This window comes from Pseudomonadota bacterium, from assembly GCA_016195085.1.
In the GTDB taxonomy this organism is placed as follows: domain Bacteria; phylum Pseudomonadota; class Alphaproteobacteria; order SHVZ01; family SHVZ01; genus JACQAG01.
Map to the genome: position 1 here is coordinate 1 of JACQAG010000078.1, position 15,610 is coordinate 15,610.

18 protein-coding genes are annotated in these 15,610 nt (G+C 65.0%); 8 read left to right on the top strand and 10 right to left on the bottom strand.

The features are described 5' to 3' along the window. Positions 1–45 precede the first annotated feature (45 nt). Positions 46–936, top strand: coding sequence for a LysR family transcriptional regulator (locus HY058_20855; GenBank protein MBI3499754.1), 891 nt, complete (start codon positions 46–48; stop codon positions 934–936). 321 nt (positions 937–1,257) lie between these two features. Here the strand turns inward: HY058_20855 and msrP are convergent, their stop codons facing one another. The 5 genes from msrP to hflK all read right to left on the bottom strand — a co-directional run bounded on the left by msrP (position 1,258) and on the right by hflK (position 6,580). Next, entirely contained in the window at positions 1,258–2,232 is a 975-nt protein-coding gene (msrP, locus tag HY058_20860) for a protein-methionine-sulfoxide reductase catalytic subunit MsrP (GenBank protein ID MBI3499755.1), read from the bottom strand. 197 nt (positions 2,233–2,429) lie between these two features. Next, positions 2,430–3,977, bottom strand: a complete 1,548-nt coding sequence (locus HY058_20865; protein MBI3499756.1) for a DegQ family serine endoprotease — start codon at positions 3,975–3,977, stop codon at positions 2,430–2,432. A 256-nt stretch (positions 3,978–4,233) separates the two neighbouring features. After that, on the bottom strand, positions 4,234–4,440 hold the full coding sequence (locus tag HY058_20870) for a DUF2065 domain-containing protein (GenBank protein ID MBI3499757.1): 207 nt from the start codon (positions 4,438–4,440) through the stop codon (positions 4,234–4,236). A 41-nt stretch (positions 4,441–4,481) separates the two neighbouring features. Beyond that, positions 4,482–5,366, bottom strand: a complete 885-nt coding sequence (gene hflC, locus HY058_20875) for a protease modulator HflC (protein ID MBI3499758.1) — start codon at positions 5,364–5,366, stop codon at positions 4,482–4,484. Positions 5,367–5,380: 14 nt separating this feature from the next. Then, positions 5,381–6,580 (bottom strand): FtsH protease activity modulator HflK, encoded by a 1,200-nt coding sequence (gene hflK / locus HY058_20880; GenBank protein MBI3499759.1) that lies wholly within the window; start codon positions 6,578–6,580, stop codon positions 5,381–5,383. Between the two features lie 177 nt (positions 6,581–6,757). On the opposite strand from hflK, the gene HY058_20885 reads away from it, so the two are divergent. Next, entirely contained in the window at positions 6,758–7,861 is a 1,104-nt protein-coding gene (locus HY058_20885; GenBank protein ID MBI3499760.1) for an Mrp/NBP35 family ATP-binding protein, read from the top strand. Positions 7,862–7,885: 24 nt separating this feature from the next. Next, a complete protein-coding gene (locus HY058_20890) occupies positions 7,886–8,059 on the top strand; it encodes a hypothetical protein (protein MBI3499761.1) in 174 nt (57 codons plus the stop codon). An 11-nt stretch (positions 8,060–8,070) separates the two neighbouring features. Here the strand turns inward: HY058_20890 and HY058_20895 are convergent, their stop codons facing one another. Beyond that, entirely contained in the window at positions 8,071–9,015 is a 945-nt protein-coding gene (locus HY058_20895) for an FAD-dependent thymidylate synthase (GenBank protein MBI3499762.1), read from the bottom strand. A 556-nt stretch (positions 9,016–9,571) separates the two neighbouring features. On the opposite strand from HY058_20895, the gene HY058_20900 reads away from it, so the two are divergent. Both HY058_20900 and HY058_20905 read left to right on the top strand, forming a co-directional pair. After that, complete coding sequence (locus tag HY058_20900; protein MBI3499763.1) at positions 9,572–10,042, top strand: hypothetical protein; 471 nt, start codon at positions 9,572–9,574, stop codon at positions 10,040–10,042. A gap of 80 nt (positions 10,043–10,122) precedes the next feature. Next, positions 10,123–11,754 carry a fumarate hydratase gene (locus tag HY058_20905; protein MBI3499764.1) on the top strand — a complete coding sequence of 544 codons (1,632 nt, stop codon included), beginning with the start codon at positions 10,123–10,125 and terminating at the stop codon, positions 11,752–11,754. A gap of 427 nt (positions 11,755–12,181) precedes the next feature. Here the strand turns inward: HY058_20905 and HY058_20910 are convergent, their stop codons facing one another. The 4 genes from HY058_20910 to HY058_20925 all read right to left on the bottom strand — a co-directional run bounded on the left by HY058_20910 (position 12,182) and on the right by HY058_20925 (position 13,616). Then, a complete protein-coding gene (locus HY058_20910) occupies positions 12,182–12,472 on the bottom strand; it encodes a hypothetical protein (protein MBI3499765.1) in 291 nt (96 codons plus the stop codon). A gap of 43 nt (positions 12,473–12,515) precedes the next feature. Next, positions 12,516–12,860, bottom strand: a complete 345-nt coding sequence (locus tag HY058_20915; GenBank protein MBI3499766.1) for a hypothetical protein — start codon at positions 12,858–12,860, stop codon at positions 12,516–12,518. Between the two features lie 59 nt (positions 12,861–12,919). Further along, the gene (locus HY058_20920) at positions 12,920–13,141 is read right to left on the bottom strand and encodes a hypothetical protein (GenBank protein MBI3499767.1); all 222 of its coding nucleotides are present in this window, start codon (positions 13,139–13,141) and stop codon (positions 12,920–12,922) included. A gap of 262 nt (positions 13,142–13,403) precedes the next feature. After that, the gene (locus HY058_20925; GenBank protein ID MBI3499768.1) at positions 13,404–13,616 is read right to left on the bottom strand and encodes a hypothetical protein; all 213 of its coding nucleotides are present in this window, start codon (positions 13,614–13,616) and stop codon (positions 13,404–13,406) included. Positions 13,617–13,931: 315 nt separating this feature from the next. On the opposite strand from HY058_20925, the gene HY058_20930 reads away from it, so the two are divergent. From HY058_20930 to HY058_20940, 3 genes are all read left to right on the top strand, one after another. After that, complete coding sequence (locus HY058_20930; GenBank protein ID MBI3499769.1) at positions 13,932–14,360, top strand: hypothetical protein; 429 nt, start codon at positions 13,932–13,934, stop codon at positions 14,358–14,360. A gap of 341 nt (positions 14,361–14,701) precedes the next feature. After that, positions 14,702–15,085 (top strand): hypothetical protein, encoded by a 384-nt coding sequence (locus HY058_20935; GenBank protein ID MBI3499770.1) that lies wholly within the window; start codon positions 14,702–14,704, stop codon positions 15,083–15,085. Positions 15,086–15,216: 131 nt separating this feature from the next. Then, positions 15,217–15,610 (top strand): flagellar motor switch protein FliG (locus tag HY058_20940; GenBank protein ID MBI3499771.1); only part of this gene is annotated, 394 nt, incomplete at its 3' end.

Here is a 15,610-nt window from a genome sequence, read left to right on the forward strand (position 1 = left end):
CCCCAAACCCTCCCCTGAGGGGAGCCTGCCCGAGGGGCCGCAATGATGGACTGGGATAAGCTGCGCGTCTTCCATGCCGTCGCCGAGGCCGGCAGCTTCACCCATGCCGGCGAGACCTTGAACTTGAGCCAGTCGGCCGTCAGCCGGCAGATCAGCGGGCTCGAGGAGAGCCTGGGCGTGCCGCTCTTCCACCGCCACGCCCGCGGTCTCATCCTGACCGAGCAGGGCGAGCAGCTCTACCAGACCGCCAAGGAGATCTTCTCCAAGCTCGCCATGGCCGAGGCCATGCTGGTGGAGGGACGCGAGATCCCGAAGGGGCCGCTCAAGGTCACCACCACCGTCGCCTTCGGCTCCACCTGGCTGACGCCCCGGCTCAGGGAGTTCGTCGACCTCTATCCCGAGATCTCGCTCAGCCTGGTGCTCGACGACAGCGAGCTCGACCTCGGCATGCGCCAGGCCGACGTGGCGATCCGGCTGTCGCCGGAGCGGCAGCCGGACCTGGTGCAGCGTCACCTGGTGACCATGCACCTGCATCTCTATGCGGCGCCGTCATACCTCAAGACCCATGGCTTGCCGCGCTCGCTCGCCGAGCTCGCCAATCACCGCCTCATCACCTATGGCGAATCGACGCATCCGCCCTTTCCCGAGGTCAATTGGCTGATCAAGAGAGTGGCCGCCGGAGGCACCGCCCCCGGCCACGTCATGACCATCAACAACTTCTACGCGATCTATCGGGCGGTGCAGGGCGGCATGGGCATCGCCGCCCTGCCGGAGTTCATGGCGGCGGAGGATGTGTCACTGATTCGCGTTCTACCGGAGGTCGACGCCCCGCAGGTGCCGGCATATTTTCTCTATCCGGAAGAGCTGCGTCACTCCAAGCGCATCGCCGTGCTCAGGGATTTTTTGCTGAAGCACGTCGCAACCCAGGAATTCTAAGGACTTAGCAGTCCCTTGCGGCAATCGCACGGCAGCGCGAATCGGTATGCAGGCACTGCATACCGGAACTGTCAATTTGTTAATGGTTTTTTAGGGCCTAGCCCCTAAGTTTAGAAGCGGTGGATGTTGCGTCGCAACACGCCGCCGTTCGGGCGCCCTGCCCGAACCAGGGTCCTTCGGGATCCTACGTCTCCCAGACGTGAAGCCTCCCTGTTCAACTTGCCGGGCCGTAAGGCCCGGCATTTTTTTCTACGCCCTCCTACGCTCCTGCCGGAGCTTCGGGGGGCGGGCCCCGCCTCCCGAAGCCTCGGCGAAGGGAGGTCAGGCGTAGAGCCGCTCGCCCTTCAAGTCCTTGTAGATCTCGGCCACGAACTCGGCATAGCCGTTGAACAGCAGTGTGGGCACCCGCTCGTTGGTGCCCAGCACCCGCTCGCTCGCCTGGCTCCAGCGCGGATGCGGCACCTCCGGATTGACGTTGGCCCAGAAGCCGTATTCCTGCGCCTGGATCGTCTCCCAGAAGCTCACCGGCCGCTTTTCCGTAAACTCCAGCTTGACGATCGACTTGATCGACTTGAACCCGTACTTCCAGGGCGTTACCAGCCGGATCGGGGCGCCGTTCTGCTTCGGCAGCGGCTTGCCGTAGAGACCGGTGGCGATGAAGGCGAGCTCGTTGGTGGCTTCCGCCATGGTGAGCCCCTCGATATAGGGCCAGGGATACCAGAACTGCTTCTGCCCGGGCGCCATCTTGGCGTCCTGGAAGGTGGTCATGGCGATGAATTTCGCCGAGCCCAGGGGGCGGGCGTAGTCGACCAGCGCCTTCATCGGAATGCCGCTCCAGGGCACCGCCATGGACCAGGCCTCCACACAGCGGTGGCGGTAGAGCCGCTCCTCCAAGGGAAGCTTAGCCAGCAGCGTGTCGATGTCGACGGTCCGCTTCTCCTCCACGAGGCCGGTGATCTCGACCGTCCAAGGCCGCACCTTCAGGATCTGTGCGGCTTGCGAGATCTCCTTCTGGGAGCCGAACTCGTAGAAATTGTTGTAGGTGGTGGCAAGCTTCTCGTCGGTCAGCTTCCGGTCGAGAGTGAAGCGCGGATTCTGCTTGACCGGGTAGAGCTTGCCCGAGGGATCGTCGTCCACCTTCTGGGCCGCCGCTCCGCGGCCGAAGAAACCGACCCCGGCGGCCAGAATCGGCCCGGCGGCGATCGCCTGAACGAGACGGCGGCGGTCGTTGAACACCGCCTCGGGGGTTGCGGCACGGTCGGGGAGCTCCCATCCGCGCTTACGCCTGATCATCATGCCAAAGGCTCCACCGGCTTGTTCTCCCCCAAGTCTGGCAAAGCTAGAGCGGCGCGGACCGGGAAGCAACTCACGGGCGGGTGAACCCGAGCGGCGCTGGCTCGGCTCCACGCCTGCCCAAAGGAGAACGGCGCCGGCATTGCTGCCGGCGCCGCCTCGTGCTCCGCGCCTTTGGGGGCCGTTCGGGGGGGCGGGGATCAGCCCTTGTCGATGCGGAGCGCGATGAAACGCATTTCGCCCTGGCGGTCGACCAGGAGCAGGATCGACTTGCGGTTGGCCTGCCTGGCCTTCTGCACGCGGCTTTGGATATCCGCCGGAGTCTTCACCTCCTCCTGACCCACCTCGACGACGATGTCGCCGGGCCTGACACCCTTCTCGGCGGCGGGACCGTTCTCGTCGACGGCGGTCACGACCACGCCTTGGGTCACATGCTCATCAATGTCGAACTTCTGGCGAAGTTCCTGGGTGATCGGGGAGAGCGCCAGACCCAAAGCGTCGACGCGCGCCTGGCCGCTGCCGCGCTGCGGAGAGTCTTTCGGCTGGGCGGGCACGCTTGCCTGCTGCTCGTTCTCTTCGAGCTCGCCCACGCGCACGCTCAAGGTCACCATCTTGCCGTCGCGCCAGACCTGCATCGGCACGTCCTTGTCGATCGCGGTCTCGGCCACGATCCGGGGGAGCCGACGCATCTCGGTCACGTCCTTGCCGTCGAAGGTCAGGATGACGTCGCCTGCCTTGACCTTGGCCTTGTCGGCCGGGCCGCCGTCGCTGATCGAGGCGACCAAGGCGCCCCGCGCCTTGGTCAAGCCCAGGCTCTCGGCTATCTCGTCGGTCACACCCTGGATGCGAACGCCGAGCCAGCCGCGCCGGGGTTTGCCATAGTCCCGGAGCTGATCCAGGTAGGGCTTGGCGAGGTTCGAGGGGATGGCAAAGCCGATGCCGACGCTGCCGCCCGAAGGCGAATAGATCGCCGTGTTGATGCCGATCACCTCGCCTGCGAGATTGAACAAGGGCCCGCCGGAATTGCCCTTGTTGATCGCGGCATCGGTCTGGATGAAGTCGTCATATTGCCCGGCGTTGATGTCGCGCGAGCGCGCCGAGATGATGCCCTTGGTCACCGAATTGCCGAGACCGAACGGATTGCCGATCGCGATCACCCAGTCGCCGATCCGCGACTTCGCCGAGTCGCCGAACTTCACCGCGGAGAGCTTGCGGCTGCCCGGCTTGATCCGGAGCAGCGCCAAGTCGGTCTTAGTGTCGCGCCCGACAATCTCGGCCTTGAACTCGGCATCGTCGAACAAGCGGACGGTGATCTCGTCGGCATCGGCGATGACGTGGTTGTTGGTCACCACCAGGCCCGCGGCATCGATGATGAAGCCGGAGCCGAGCGAGGTCGCGCGCCGCGGCGCCTGATCGGGCCGCTGACCGTTGCGATCGAAGAAGTCCTTGAAGAACTCCTCGAACGGCGAGCCCGGCGGGAACTGCGGAATGTCCGGCCCGCGGCGCTGCTGTTGCTGGCCGCGTTCGCCCTGAGCCTGCTTCAAGGTCTGGGTCGTGGCGATGTTGACCACGGCCGGCAGTAGCTGATCGGCGAGATCGGCGAAGCTATCAGGCGTCGCCGCCAGGGCCGAGCCCGGCGCCATGGCGAAGCCGAACAGGATCGTGCCCGTCGCCGCGCCGGCCAACGCGCGATGCATCCCCGGAAGCCAGGCCCGACCCGCGGCTTCCGCCCCACCTTCTCGCTGCATTTGGACCAGTTCGCTCACTTTTGAGATCTCCCGCCCCCGTCGCTGCCGCACGACACCGAAATCGCACGGCGGACCCGCGACTTGCTTCAAAGCCCCAATTGGTAATTCCCGGCCGACCTGTCAATCAGCCGGCCCGCGGAAATAGCCAATCAATCGCCAGTATGTGGTTGAATTATGGCAAAGCCAACCGGCTCCGACGCTGCCAAACGGGTTGACGAAATTGTGAACGCGGCCTTGGCCTTGGCCTGGCCAACCCTCAGTGTCGGATCAGCCAAACAACCGCCACGCCCACGCAGGCGGCGGCCAATCCGACCCGCCGCAACCACTCCTCAGGGATCGCCTGCATGGCTGCCGCCATCCGCTTCATGGCAGGCGGAAACAGCGCGTAGAGCGCGCCCTCCACCACCAGCACGAGGCCGAACGCGGTCAAGAAATCGGTCCAGCCCGGAAGGCTCCCTGGCATGGCAGCCTCGCGGCCAGGCCTGACCGGCTCGAATCGGCCGGCTAGCGGGTCCCGCCGGCCCTGCCGGTCGGATCGCCGAAATAGCGGAAGAAGTCGCTGTCGGGCGTCAGCACCATGGTCGTCGAATTGCTGTTGAGGGCGTCCCGGTAGGCTTCCATCGACCGATAGAAGGCGAAGAACTCCGCATCCTTGCCGAAGGCGTCGGCATAGATCTGGATCGCTTGCGCGTCGCCCTGCCCGCGCTGCGTCTGGGCCTCGCGCTGGGCGGTGGCCAGGATGACGATTCGCTGCCGGTCGGCGTCGGCGCGGATCTGCTGCGCCACCTCGAATCCTTCCGCGCGGAATTCGCGGGCTTCGCGTTCGCGCTCGGATTTCATCCGGTTGAAGATCGCCTGGCTGGTCTGCTCGGGATAGTCGGCGCGCTTCATGCGCACATCGACGATTTCGATGCCGAGCGGCTTTACCGCCTGGTTCACGTCGCTGCGGATGACCGCCATGATCTCGGCCCGCTTTGCCGAAAGGATCGAAGTCAAGGTCTCGCCGCCCAGGATGCGCCGGAGCGAGGAGCTGATGATCGCCGACAGCCGCGCCCGCGCGCCGGCTTCGTTGGTGACGGTCTGGAAGAAGCGGAGCGGATCGGCGATGCGAAAGCGCGAATAGGTGTCGACGTCGATACGCTTCTGATCGACGAGGATCACCTGCTGCTTCGGCGGATCCAGATCGAGTACGCGCTTTTCGAAATACTGCACGTTCTGCACGAAAGGCAGCTTGAAATTGAGGCCGGGCTGCTGGATGACGCGCTTGGGCTCGCCAAGCTGCAGCACCAGGGCCTGCTGGTTCTGGTTGACGATGAAGAAGGAGCTATAGGCGAAGACGCCGATGACGATGACGGCAGCGCCGAGGGCGCCGAGCAGGTTTCTTTGCATGGGCTCGGCTCCTCCTACTGAGTCCGCACCACCGGCGCCCCGCCGGGTGCGGTGGACGCGGGGCCGGTGGGGCTGCCAGGGCTGGCGGGCCCATGCTTCTGCAGCTCCGGCAGCGGCAGATAGGGCACCACGCCGGATGCGGCAGACTTGTCGACGATGAGCTTGTTGGTGTTGCGCAACACTTCCTGCATGGTTTCGAGATAGATGCGCCTCGTGGTCACGTCCGGGCTCACCTTGTAGGCGGTGTAGACCGAGTTGAAGCGGTTGGCGTCGCCCTGGGCGCGGTTGACGACCTCTTCCTTGTAGGCGCGGCCCTCCTGGATCAGACGTTCGGCATCGCCGCGGGCCCGCGGCACCACGTCGTTGCGATAGGCATCGGCTTCGTTGCGAAGCCGCTCCTTGTCCGCCCGCGCGCGCTGCACCTCGTTGAAGGCATCGACGACCGAGGACGGCGGATCGACCTCGAGCAGCTGCACCTGGCGGATGAGAACGCCGGTCTGGTAGGAGTCGAGCAGCTTCTGCAGGAGCTCGGTCGTCTGCACCTCGATCTGGGCGCGGCCTTCGGTGAAGGCGACCAGGATGGTCTTCTGCCCCACCACCTCGCGCAAGGCGCTCTCGGCCGCCGCCTTCACCGTGAGCTCGGGATCGCGCACCTTGAACAGGTATTCGCCCGCATCCTTGACGCGCCAGAACACCACGAAGCCGATGTCGACGATGTTCTCATCGCCGGTCAGCATCAGGCTCTCCTCCAGCATGTCGCGCTTGCTCGCCGCTCGCACCCCCTCGGCGGCCGAGCGGAAGCCGATCTCGATCCGGTTCTCGCGCGTCACATTGGGCGTGAGCGCGGTCTCGATCGGCGCCGGCAGGTGATAGTTGAGGCCTGGCTGGGTGGTCCGGACCCACTCGCCGAAGCGCAAGACCACGCCCTGCTCGTCGGGCGCCACCCGATAGAAGCCGCTCGCCATCCACAGCAGCACCGCAAGCAGCGCGATGAGCAAGGCGCCCTTACCGCCGCCCAAGCCCTGGGGCATCACCCGGCGAAAGCGATCCTGGCTCCGCCGCAGCAGCTCCTCGATATTGGGCGGCTGGCCGCCGCCACGGCCCCAAGGGCTGCCGCCCCCGCCTGAACCGCGTCCGCCCCAGGGACCGCCGCCGTTACCGCCGCCTCCGCCGCCGCCCCACGGGCCGCCGCCACCTTGATTCTGCCACGGCATCGGTCACCAACCTGTCTTGAGAGAAATGCGCCCGGACGAGACCCGCCCCACGCGGCCTTGGCTCTGGCCACCTTGTCTTTGCAAACCCCGATGCACGGTCTTATATGCACTTTGCTCGGTTTCGACCAGGCAAACCGGGTGTCTCGGATATTGCCCAATGCCTCGGAGTTTTCAAGCATGGCTCAAGTGAGCGAGACGGCGGTGAGAGAGGCGCTGAGCCGGGTGACCGATCCGGACCGCGGTTCCGACATCGTCTCCCTCGGCATGGTCTCCGGCATCGTGATCAAGGGCGGCAATGTCGGTTTCGCGATCGAGGTCGATGCCAAGCGCGGGCCCGCCATGGAGCCCCTGCGCCAGGCAGCCGAGCGTGCGGTTGAGACCTTGCCCGGCGTGCTCTCGGTCTCCGCCGTGCTGACCGCCGAGCAGCCGCAGAAGCCCCCGCCGGGACCGGCGCGGGGTCAACCCGGAGGCAAGCCGGTCGTTCCCGGCGTTCGCGCCATCGTCGCCGTCGCGTCGGGCAAGGGCGGCGTCGGCAAGTCGACGACCGCGGTCAATCTGGCGCTGGCGCTGGCGAGCGAGAACCTCCGCGTCGGCCTGCTCGACGCCGACATCTACGGACCGTCGTTGCCGCGCATGATGAAGGTCGGCGGCAGGCCCGACACCAAGGACGGCAAGACGCTCGAGCCGAAGCTGAGCTACGGCATCAAATGCATGTCCATCGGCTTCATGGTCGCCGAGGACACGCCGATGATCTGGCGCGGGCCCATGGTGATGAGCGCGCTCGAGCAGATGCTGCGCGACGTGAATTGGGGCGAGCTCGACATCCTGGTCGTCGACCTGCCGCCCGGCACCGGCGATGCGCAGCTGACCATGGCGCAGCGCGTGCCCTTGAGCGGCGCGGTCATCGTCTCGACCCCGCAGGACATCGCCCTCCTCGATGCCCGCAAGGGCCTCAACATGTTCCGCAAGGTCGACGTGCCGGTGCTCGGCATCGTCGAGAACATGAGCTACTTCATCTGTCCGCATTGCAGCGGCCGCTCCGACATCTTCAGCCATGGCGGCGCGCGCCGGGAAGCGGAGCGTCTGGGCGTGGACTTCCTGGGCGAGGTGCCCCTCGACATGGCGATCCGCTCCACCTCCGATGACGGCACGCCCATCGTGGTCTCCGATCCCGCCAGTCCCCTGGCGGAGGTCTACAAAGAGATTGCCCGGCGCGTGTGGGCGAAGGTCGGCGATCGCAGCAGCGGTCCCCGTCAGGCGCCGCGCATCGTCATTCAATAGCCCACCACCCTTTCGAAATACCCGATGCGCCGCACGATCCCTCTCGCCGTGCTCCTTGCCGCGACGATGACGCCGCCGAGCCTGGCGCAGCAGGTCGACGAGGCGGGTGTGCTGCTCGCCATCGATGCAACCTTCTCAATGGCCTCCCGCGAGCTCGGACGCGCCAGAACTGCAAGTGCCGGGCTTGGCGCTCGGTAAGCTGCATGGGCTCAGCCGGGTTCGGATCGACCGAGGATCGCCATCAGCTCCCGCCATTCGCGCTTGCCGATGCCGCTCGAGGGTTGATCCACCGCCTCGCCGGCGATGAGCCGCTTCACCACCGCGAGCCCGCCTGCGGAAAGATGCACGCCCTTCAGCCCATGCTGCTCGAAGGCCTCGAAGGTCCAGGGGACCCAGCGCTTGACCGTCTCCAGCATCGTCTCGGCATAGGCACGGATCTCGTATTGCGCGTGCGGATCGGCGCGGAGCGCCAGAAAGTGCATGAGATTGTAGAGATCGATCTTCCAATACCATTGCGTATAGAAGTTGAGCGGCAGATTCATGCGGGCGAGCTCGCGGGCCAGTCCCTGGCGGCCGGGATCGAGAACCTGACCCGCATCGTCGATATTGAGCATGTGCCGATAGTGATCGTAGGCGCGCTCGGCATCCTCGCGGAGCAAGCCCAGGACCTCCCGCGCCTCAGCCCCTTCCAAGGTCGTGCCGCGGCCCTGGCGGTTCACCTCCGACTGCGCCCCTAGATGCTCGGGTGCGGGTACGTAGAACTCGCGATCGAGAATGGAATAGCGGGCCGAGTACTCGTTCACGTTGGCGGTGCGGTGCCGGATCCATTGCCGGGCGACAAAGATCGGCAGCTTCACGTGGTACTTGATCTCGCACATCTCGAAGGGTGTGGAGTGGCGATGGCGCAAGAGATAGGCGATGAGCGCCTTGTCCTCGCTCACCTTGCGGGTGCCGCGGCCATAGGAAACGCGCGCCGCCTGCACCACGGCCGCATCGTCGCCCATATAGTCGATGACCCGGATGAAGCCGTGATCCAAGACCGGGATCGCCTGGTAGAGCACCTCCTCCAGCGCCGGCACGCTGGGCCTCCGGGTCGGCGTGGCGGCCGCGCGGGTCGCGGCGATCTCTGCCTCTTGTTCGGGTGTGAGAGGCATGGGCGGCGGCAAGCTCCGTTCGCAGAAGAGGGCGCCGACTGTAACCGAGCCCTCCGGAGGCTGCCATGATTCGCTGCCGCCATGATTTGCCGCTGCCATGATTTTCCATGGGGCATCAGCCGCCCCTTTCACCGGAGCGTTGGCGCGCCTATACTATTAGGCGTCGGGAAACCGACTATGGCGATAAACGGAGCGTAGAATAAGCGCTACGGACCCGGGGGCAGTGCCCGGCGCCTCCACCAATTCGGTCGGCTGCTTTACCTCGAGGCCGAGGACGAGCGGCCGGCCCCCATGGGGGCGATCCAGGATCGACGTGCGTGGTAAAGACGGTCTTTTCGCCCGGCATGGTTCCGCCGTTATCGGGCCGATTCATAGGTGCCAACGACAACGTTGCGCCCGCTTTGAAGGCTGCTGCCTAACCCACCCGATAGGGTGCCAAGGCACTAGCTGATTAGCGCGGTTCGGGGGGCACCGGGCAACAGAAGCCCCCCACTCGGCCTCACAAATCGGCGCGGCCCACCCAAGGGCCGGCATCGCGGGCGGGGTGTAGCGGCACATGGCGAGGAATGGTCTGCGCTACGATCAGATGATGGACGAAGCCCTGCGCGGCGTCGTCCGTAGCGCGCTCGTCGAAGCGGCGGAAGACGGCCTGCCTGGCGAGCATCATTTCTATGTCTCCTTCCGCACCGACTGGCCCGGCGTCGAGATACCGGACTATCTGCGCACGAAATACCCGCAGGAGATGACCATCGTGCTCCAGTTCCAGTTCTGGGGGCTGGAGGTGGGTGAGGATATCTTCGCGGTGTCGCTCAGCTTCAACAACGCGCGCGAGCGCCTGGTCATCCCGCTTGCCGCCGTCACCGTGTTCGCCGACCCCGCGGCCAAGTTCACCCTGCAGTTCCAAGGCCAGCAACGAGGGCAGGCGGCTCAATCGGGCAAGCTCGCCCCCATCGAGGCGATGGCCGAGGGGCCAGGCGACGGCGAGGCGAGCAAGGTCGTCGCCCTCGACGCCTTCCGCAAGAAATAGCAGAGTGCGATCGGTGGAGTGTCTGGGCGGACCAATCGCCGCCGCCTGGATTTCATCGGTCATCCAAGGAGAAGACGGAGATGCCCGGTCCGGATCATGCCGCGCTCGAAGAGGCGGCCCACGCCATCTTCCCCCACACCCATGACGACACCCTCTATCGCCGCCTCTCGAGCGAGCACGTCGAGACCGTGCCCTTCGCCGATGGCGAGGTCCTGCGCGTGGCGCCCGAGGCCTTGTCCCTGCTGGCGAGCCAAGCCTTCCACGACATCTCGCACCTCTTGCGGCCCGGTCACCTGAAGCAGCTCCGGCGCATCCTCGATGACCCCGAGGCTTCCGACAATGACCGCTTCGTCGCCCTCGACCTCCTGAAGAACGCCAACATCGCCGCGGGCGGCATCTTGCCCATGTGCCAGGACACCGGCACCGCGATCGTCATGGGCAAGAAGGGCGAGCGGGTGTGGACCGGGGTCGACGATGAGGCGTGGCTCGCCCGCGGCATCCTCAAGACCTACGCCACCGACAATCTTCGCTACAGCCAGCTGGCGGCACTCGACATGTTCAAGGAGGTGAACACCGGCAACAATCTGCCGGCGCAGATCGACCTCTATGCCACGACCGGCGATGAGTACCGCTTCCTCTTCATCGCCAAGGGCGGCGGCAGCGCCAACAAGACCTTCCTCTATCAGGAGACCAAGGCCCTCTTGAATCCGGACGGGCTGATGAAGTTCCTGGATGCGAAGATCCGCACGCTCGGCACCGCCGCCTGCCCGCCCTATCACCTGGCGGTGGTGATCGGCGGCACCTCGGCCGAAATGACCTTGAAGACGGTGAAGCTCGCCTCCTGCCGCTATCTCGACGGCTTGCCCACCAAGGGCAGTGCTGCCGGCCATGCCTTCCGCGACCTCGAGACCGAGGCGAAGGTGCTGGAGCTGACGGCGAAGATGGGCATCGGCGCGCAGTTCGGCGGCAAGTATTTCTGCCACGACGTCAGGGTGATCCGGCTGCCGCGCCACGGCGCCTCCTGCCCGGTCGGCATCGGCGTCTCCTGCTCCGCCGACCGCCAGGTGCTGGGTAAGATCACCCGGGACGGCATCTTTCTGGAGCAGCTCGAGACCAACCCCGCGCAGTTCCTGCCGGAGCCGGCGACCGATCAGCTCGGCGGCGAGGTGGTTCAGATCGATCTCAACCGGCCGATGGCGGAGATCCGCAAGACGCTCAGCCGGCTGCCGATCAAGACGCGGCTGTCGCTCAGCGGGCCGATGGTGGTCGCCCGCGACATCGCGCACGCCAAGCTGAAGGAGCGGATCGATGCGGGCCAGGGCCTGCCCGACTACGTCAAGGAGCGGATGATCTACTACGCCGGCCCGGCCAAGACGCCGAAAGGCTACGCATCGGGATCCTTCGGCCCGACCACCGCCGGCCGCATGGACTCCTATGTCGAGGTGCTGATGGCCAATGGCGGCGGCTACGTGACCCTCGCCAAGGGCAACCGCTCCCGCCAGGTGACCGAGGCGTGCAAGAAGCATGGCGGCTTCTATCTGGGCTCGATCGGCGGACCGGGCGCCAGGCTCGCTCAAGACTGCATCAAGAAGGTCGAAGTCTTGGAATATCCCGAGCTCGGCATGGAGGCGGTCTGGCGCATCGAGGTGGTCGATTTCCCCGCCTTTATCGTCGTCGACGACAAGGGCAACGACTTCTTCGCCAATATCTGACGGCTCCATCCAACGAGCGAGGGATAGTGCCCGCCCGGTGGGTTCCGCGGCTCCGAAAGAAATCAGACACGAGATCGGTAAGTGCCTATGATCTCCCGGCCCTCAGCCGGCGGCGGCGAGGGCAGAGAGAGGACGGCCAGAAGACGGTCCGCGCTTCTCTCGCGCGCGAGCGAGGCTTCAACGCCTCACCTCGGGCTGAGCATCGATACTTCCATCCACTAACCAGGACGCGCCTGGCGATGCCGGGCGCACATCCGTTGCGGAGGACTCCAATGGCCAAAGGTCAGAAACGCAGCAATCGCGAGGCGAAGAAACCAAAACAAGCGAAGGTCAAAGCCGCCGCCGCCGCGTCACCCTTCGCCGCCCAGAATGCGAAGACGGCCGCCAGTCCAGGCAAGAAGCGTTAGCGCCTTCCGCACTCGCCCGGTCAACCGGATAGCTTGTTGAGGTCGTCGAGGACGCTCTCGATCAGTCGCTTCCGGCGCGGGTCTTGCGCTTCCTGCGTGCCCGCAAAAAGCTGCAGCAGGTACCGCACTTTGGCCGCGGCATCCGCCCAAGTCGTCGCCGGAGCGGCGGCAAGATTTTGCTCGAGCTCCGCTTGTCGCTGTCGCAGCGCCGTCTGATCGGCCTGCACCTCATGGAGCTCGCGGCGAATTTCGGTGGCCTTCTGGGCTGCCATGCCCCGTCGCCCGTCGAGCTCGATGGGGTCGTCCGACATCATTAGGTTTGAGCGCCGGTCCGCGCAGGATGGTCGAAAGCGCTCACTTCCGCGCCTTGCGCGCCGCATAGCGCGCGTCGCGGGCGGCCTTTTGTTTCGCCTCCAAAGCCGAGGCTTCGGCGGCAAGCTCAGCCTCGCGCTCGACTTGCTCCGCCGCCCGCGTCACGCGCTCGGCGGCTTGGCGGGCCTCCTCGGCGTCGCGGGCGGCCTTGCGCTCGGCAAGACGCGCTTCGCGCGCGTGGCTGATCGCCTGTCGAGCCGCTTGTCGCTCGATGGTGGCGGGATCTTGCGGTCCCGGTTGCGCGCGGAATCGATCCAACGCAGCCTTCTTGGCCTTCGCGGCCTTCTCCAATCGGGCGCTGAAGTTCTCTTCTTTGTACGGACGCATGATCAGACACTTCCTTTGCCGTCGTTATCGCCATCCCAGACAGAAGCTCGAGCGTGAGGCTAGGTTCGGTGCGGCCACGCGCCGAGGCCGGCGCTCGCGCGGCCCGGCAGTACTCTCGCAGACAGCTTCTTCTGCTTCACCAGCATCGCTTCGTGGACGCGCCGCAGCTTTGCCGGGGTGATGTCGGTTCGGTCGCGCTGGGCGCGGCTGGCGGCCGCGGCGGCCAAGCGCTCCTCGGCCGACAAACTCCACGACCACTTGCCCATTCGCTCGATCATCATGACCAAATACCTCATTGCCAGGCTGTGGCGGCACGCGCCTAGGACGACAGCGCACACTGATCGAATTCGTCCGCATCTCTTACGAACGCGCCGCAGCGCTGGCGGCATTTCATTGGGTGATACGGAAAGTTGCCGGCCCTGCTTTCAAGTCGATCGCCGAGCGATCATCTGGGCATCAAGAAATGGGCAGTGATCGCCGTGAAATCAATAGAAGTGTCCGCAACTTTGCTGAGATCATTGGCGGCCTTGTCTTGGACCGGCATCAACGCTCGGCGTCCCAGGCGATGTCCGTTACGGCCGTGAGCGCTTCGCTCAACGTCGGATTGGCGCCTTCCTCCGACCTCAGCATGATGGTCGCGTCGTGCAGCACGGCGCGCATCTCGCTCTCGTTCAGAAGCCCTTTGCGCCGCAGTGCTTTTAGCGTCGCACGCAGCACGTAGAGTGATGCCAGCGACATGCCCGACTCGGTTGCCATCCCCATTTTCTCCTCAGCTGTCTCGAAGGAGACCAGCTAACATTCAATGCTGTGGTCGCTCGATCAGTATCGACGGCGGATCAAAGCAATTGTCGTCCGCAACATGGGGGAATTGCTACGAAAACATCCGTAGCATGGTTCGCCGGCAGGCGCCTTGCCGTGCAGACAGGCATTGGCGCTCCTGGACACTAACAACCGGCAGTTTCATTTACTTGCCTATAATAAAAATATGTGGCGCTCTTGTAATAATGAGAATGCCGATTACATCAACTTTGGAAATTAGAACCACGAACAAGCGTGGCAGGGGGGTCCTCCATGGCAGCTTGGTTCCTTGTCTTTTCCATTGCCCTCGGCATCTTTGCGATCGCTCGGACCCCCGTTGCCGCTGAGTTCGCCGCCGGCACGATCAAGATTTGTCGCGCGTCCGCTTTTGGCGATCTGCATCACGGCAGGTTCATTCAGATACCGGTGGGGGCCGTCTTCGGCGATACCGGGCAAGTGAACGACCGCGGCTATGGCGGTCGTTATTGGCCGCTCTGGATCAAGACCACGGAAGCGGCGACGATCGATGCCGCCGCCCTCTGCAGCAACGCGCAGGCACGGATCACGAGCGACCTCGAGCACCATCGGGTACGGGTGGACGATCGCCGATTGTTCGTCCAAGCGTCCATCGGCCAAGGCGGTCCCAAGGGATGGCCGGGAGACTTGAATCTCACGGCAACGGCGACCGCCGACTTCGAGTAGCCGGACCTTCGCGCCGGTAGAAGCCGGCGCGGGGCTCAAATCCGAATCGCGGGCTGTTACAGGTTCCCGTTCGACCAGGCGACAGCGCTCATCTTTGCCTTGAAAACGTCGATCCGGGGCGCAGCCGGCGCAGCTGAACCCTCAATGTTGGCCCTCACAACATGACCGACAATAATTATTCGGTAACGTTCATTGTAATTATTAAAATAATGCATATTTAAATACCTGGGGTTTCTACAATTAATTAAGTGTTTGATGTGGCGTTACGCCTTCCATTTTCCGCCAACCATTCCGAGTTCGATGCATTTCTTTTCGCCCCGGTCGGCGAGGAAGGCGTGGAAATGCCGCTTAGCGTCCTCTCGGCGCTGGCGCGGCTTGGCGTCGACCCGAGAGAGGAAGCCGCCAGGCTGGCGGCATTGCCGGAGCGCGTCGCCGTCGAGGCTTTGGCGCCGATGATCGCCCGGTTGCCGGGTGGCCGGTTGGACCTGTCTGACACCCACGGAATTGCCAGCCGCCTGATCAAGCTTTTGCCCCAGCGCCCCAGCGCCGCTGTGCGCCACCGACCCCTCAATCGCGCCCCCTGGGCGATTGTCTGGGTGATCAGCGCGGTCCTCGCCGGTGCGGGAATTCTGGGCTTGGCCGCCAACGGCGAGCTGCCGTTCGGCAAGGACCGCACGTCCGCTGCCGTCTCACGCAGCCTCGCGCCGCCGCAAGTGCAGCCCTAATGCGTCGTTGCAACCGGCTCGAGCTGCGAATGCCGAAGCCGCCCCACGCTTCGGGGTCTGTCACCGCCCTCGGGATGGCGCAGGTCAGCAGACGCTGCAGAGGCAAATAACCACCGCGGGAGCGCGCCGTCATGCGAGTTCGTGAGGACTACCGCGCGCTGAGCGGTTCGGAGAAGGCGGCGATGCTGCTCATGAGCTTGGGCGAGGAGCATGCCTCCAAGCTCTTTGCGCTGATGAGCGACGACGAGATCAAGGAGATCTCGCAAGTCATGGCCAATCTCGGCACGGTCTCCTCGAATGTGGTCGAGCGGCTGTTCGTGGAGTTCGCCGAGCAGATCTCCTCCACCGGATCGGTCACGGGCACCTTCGATTCGACCGAACGGTTGCTGCTGAAGGCGCTTGGCGGCGACCGCGGCAAAGACATCATGGAGGAGATCCGCGGTCCGGCCGGCCGGACCATGTGGGACAAGCTCGGCAACGTGAACGAGATCGTCCTCGCCAACTTCCTCAAGAACGAGTACCCGC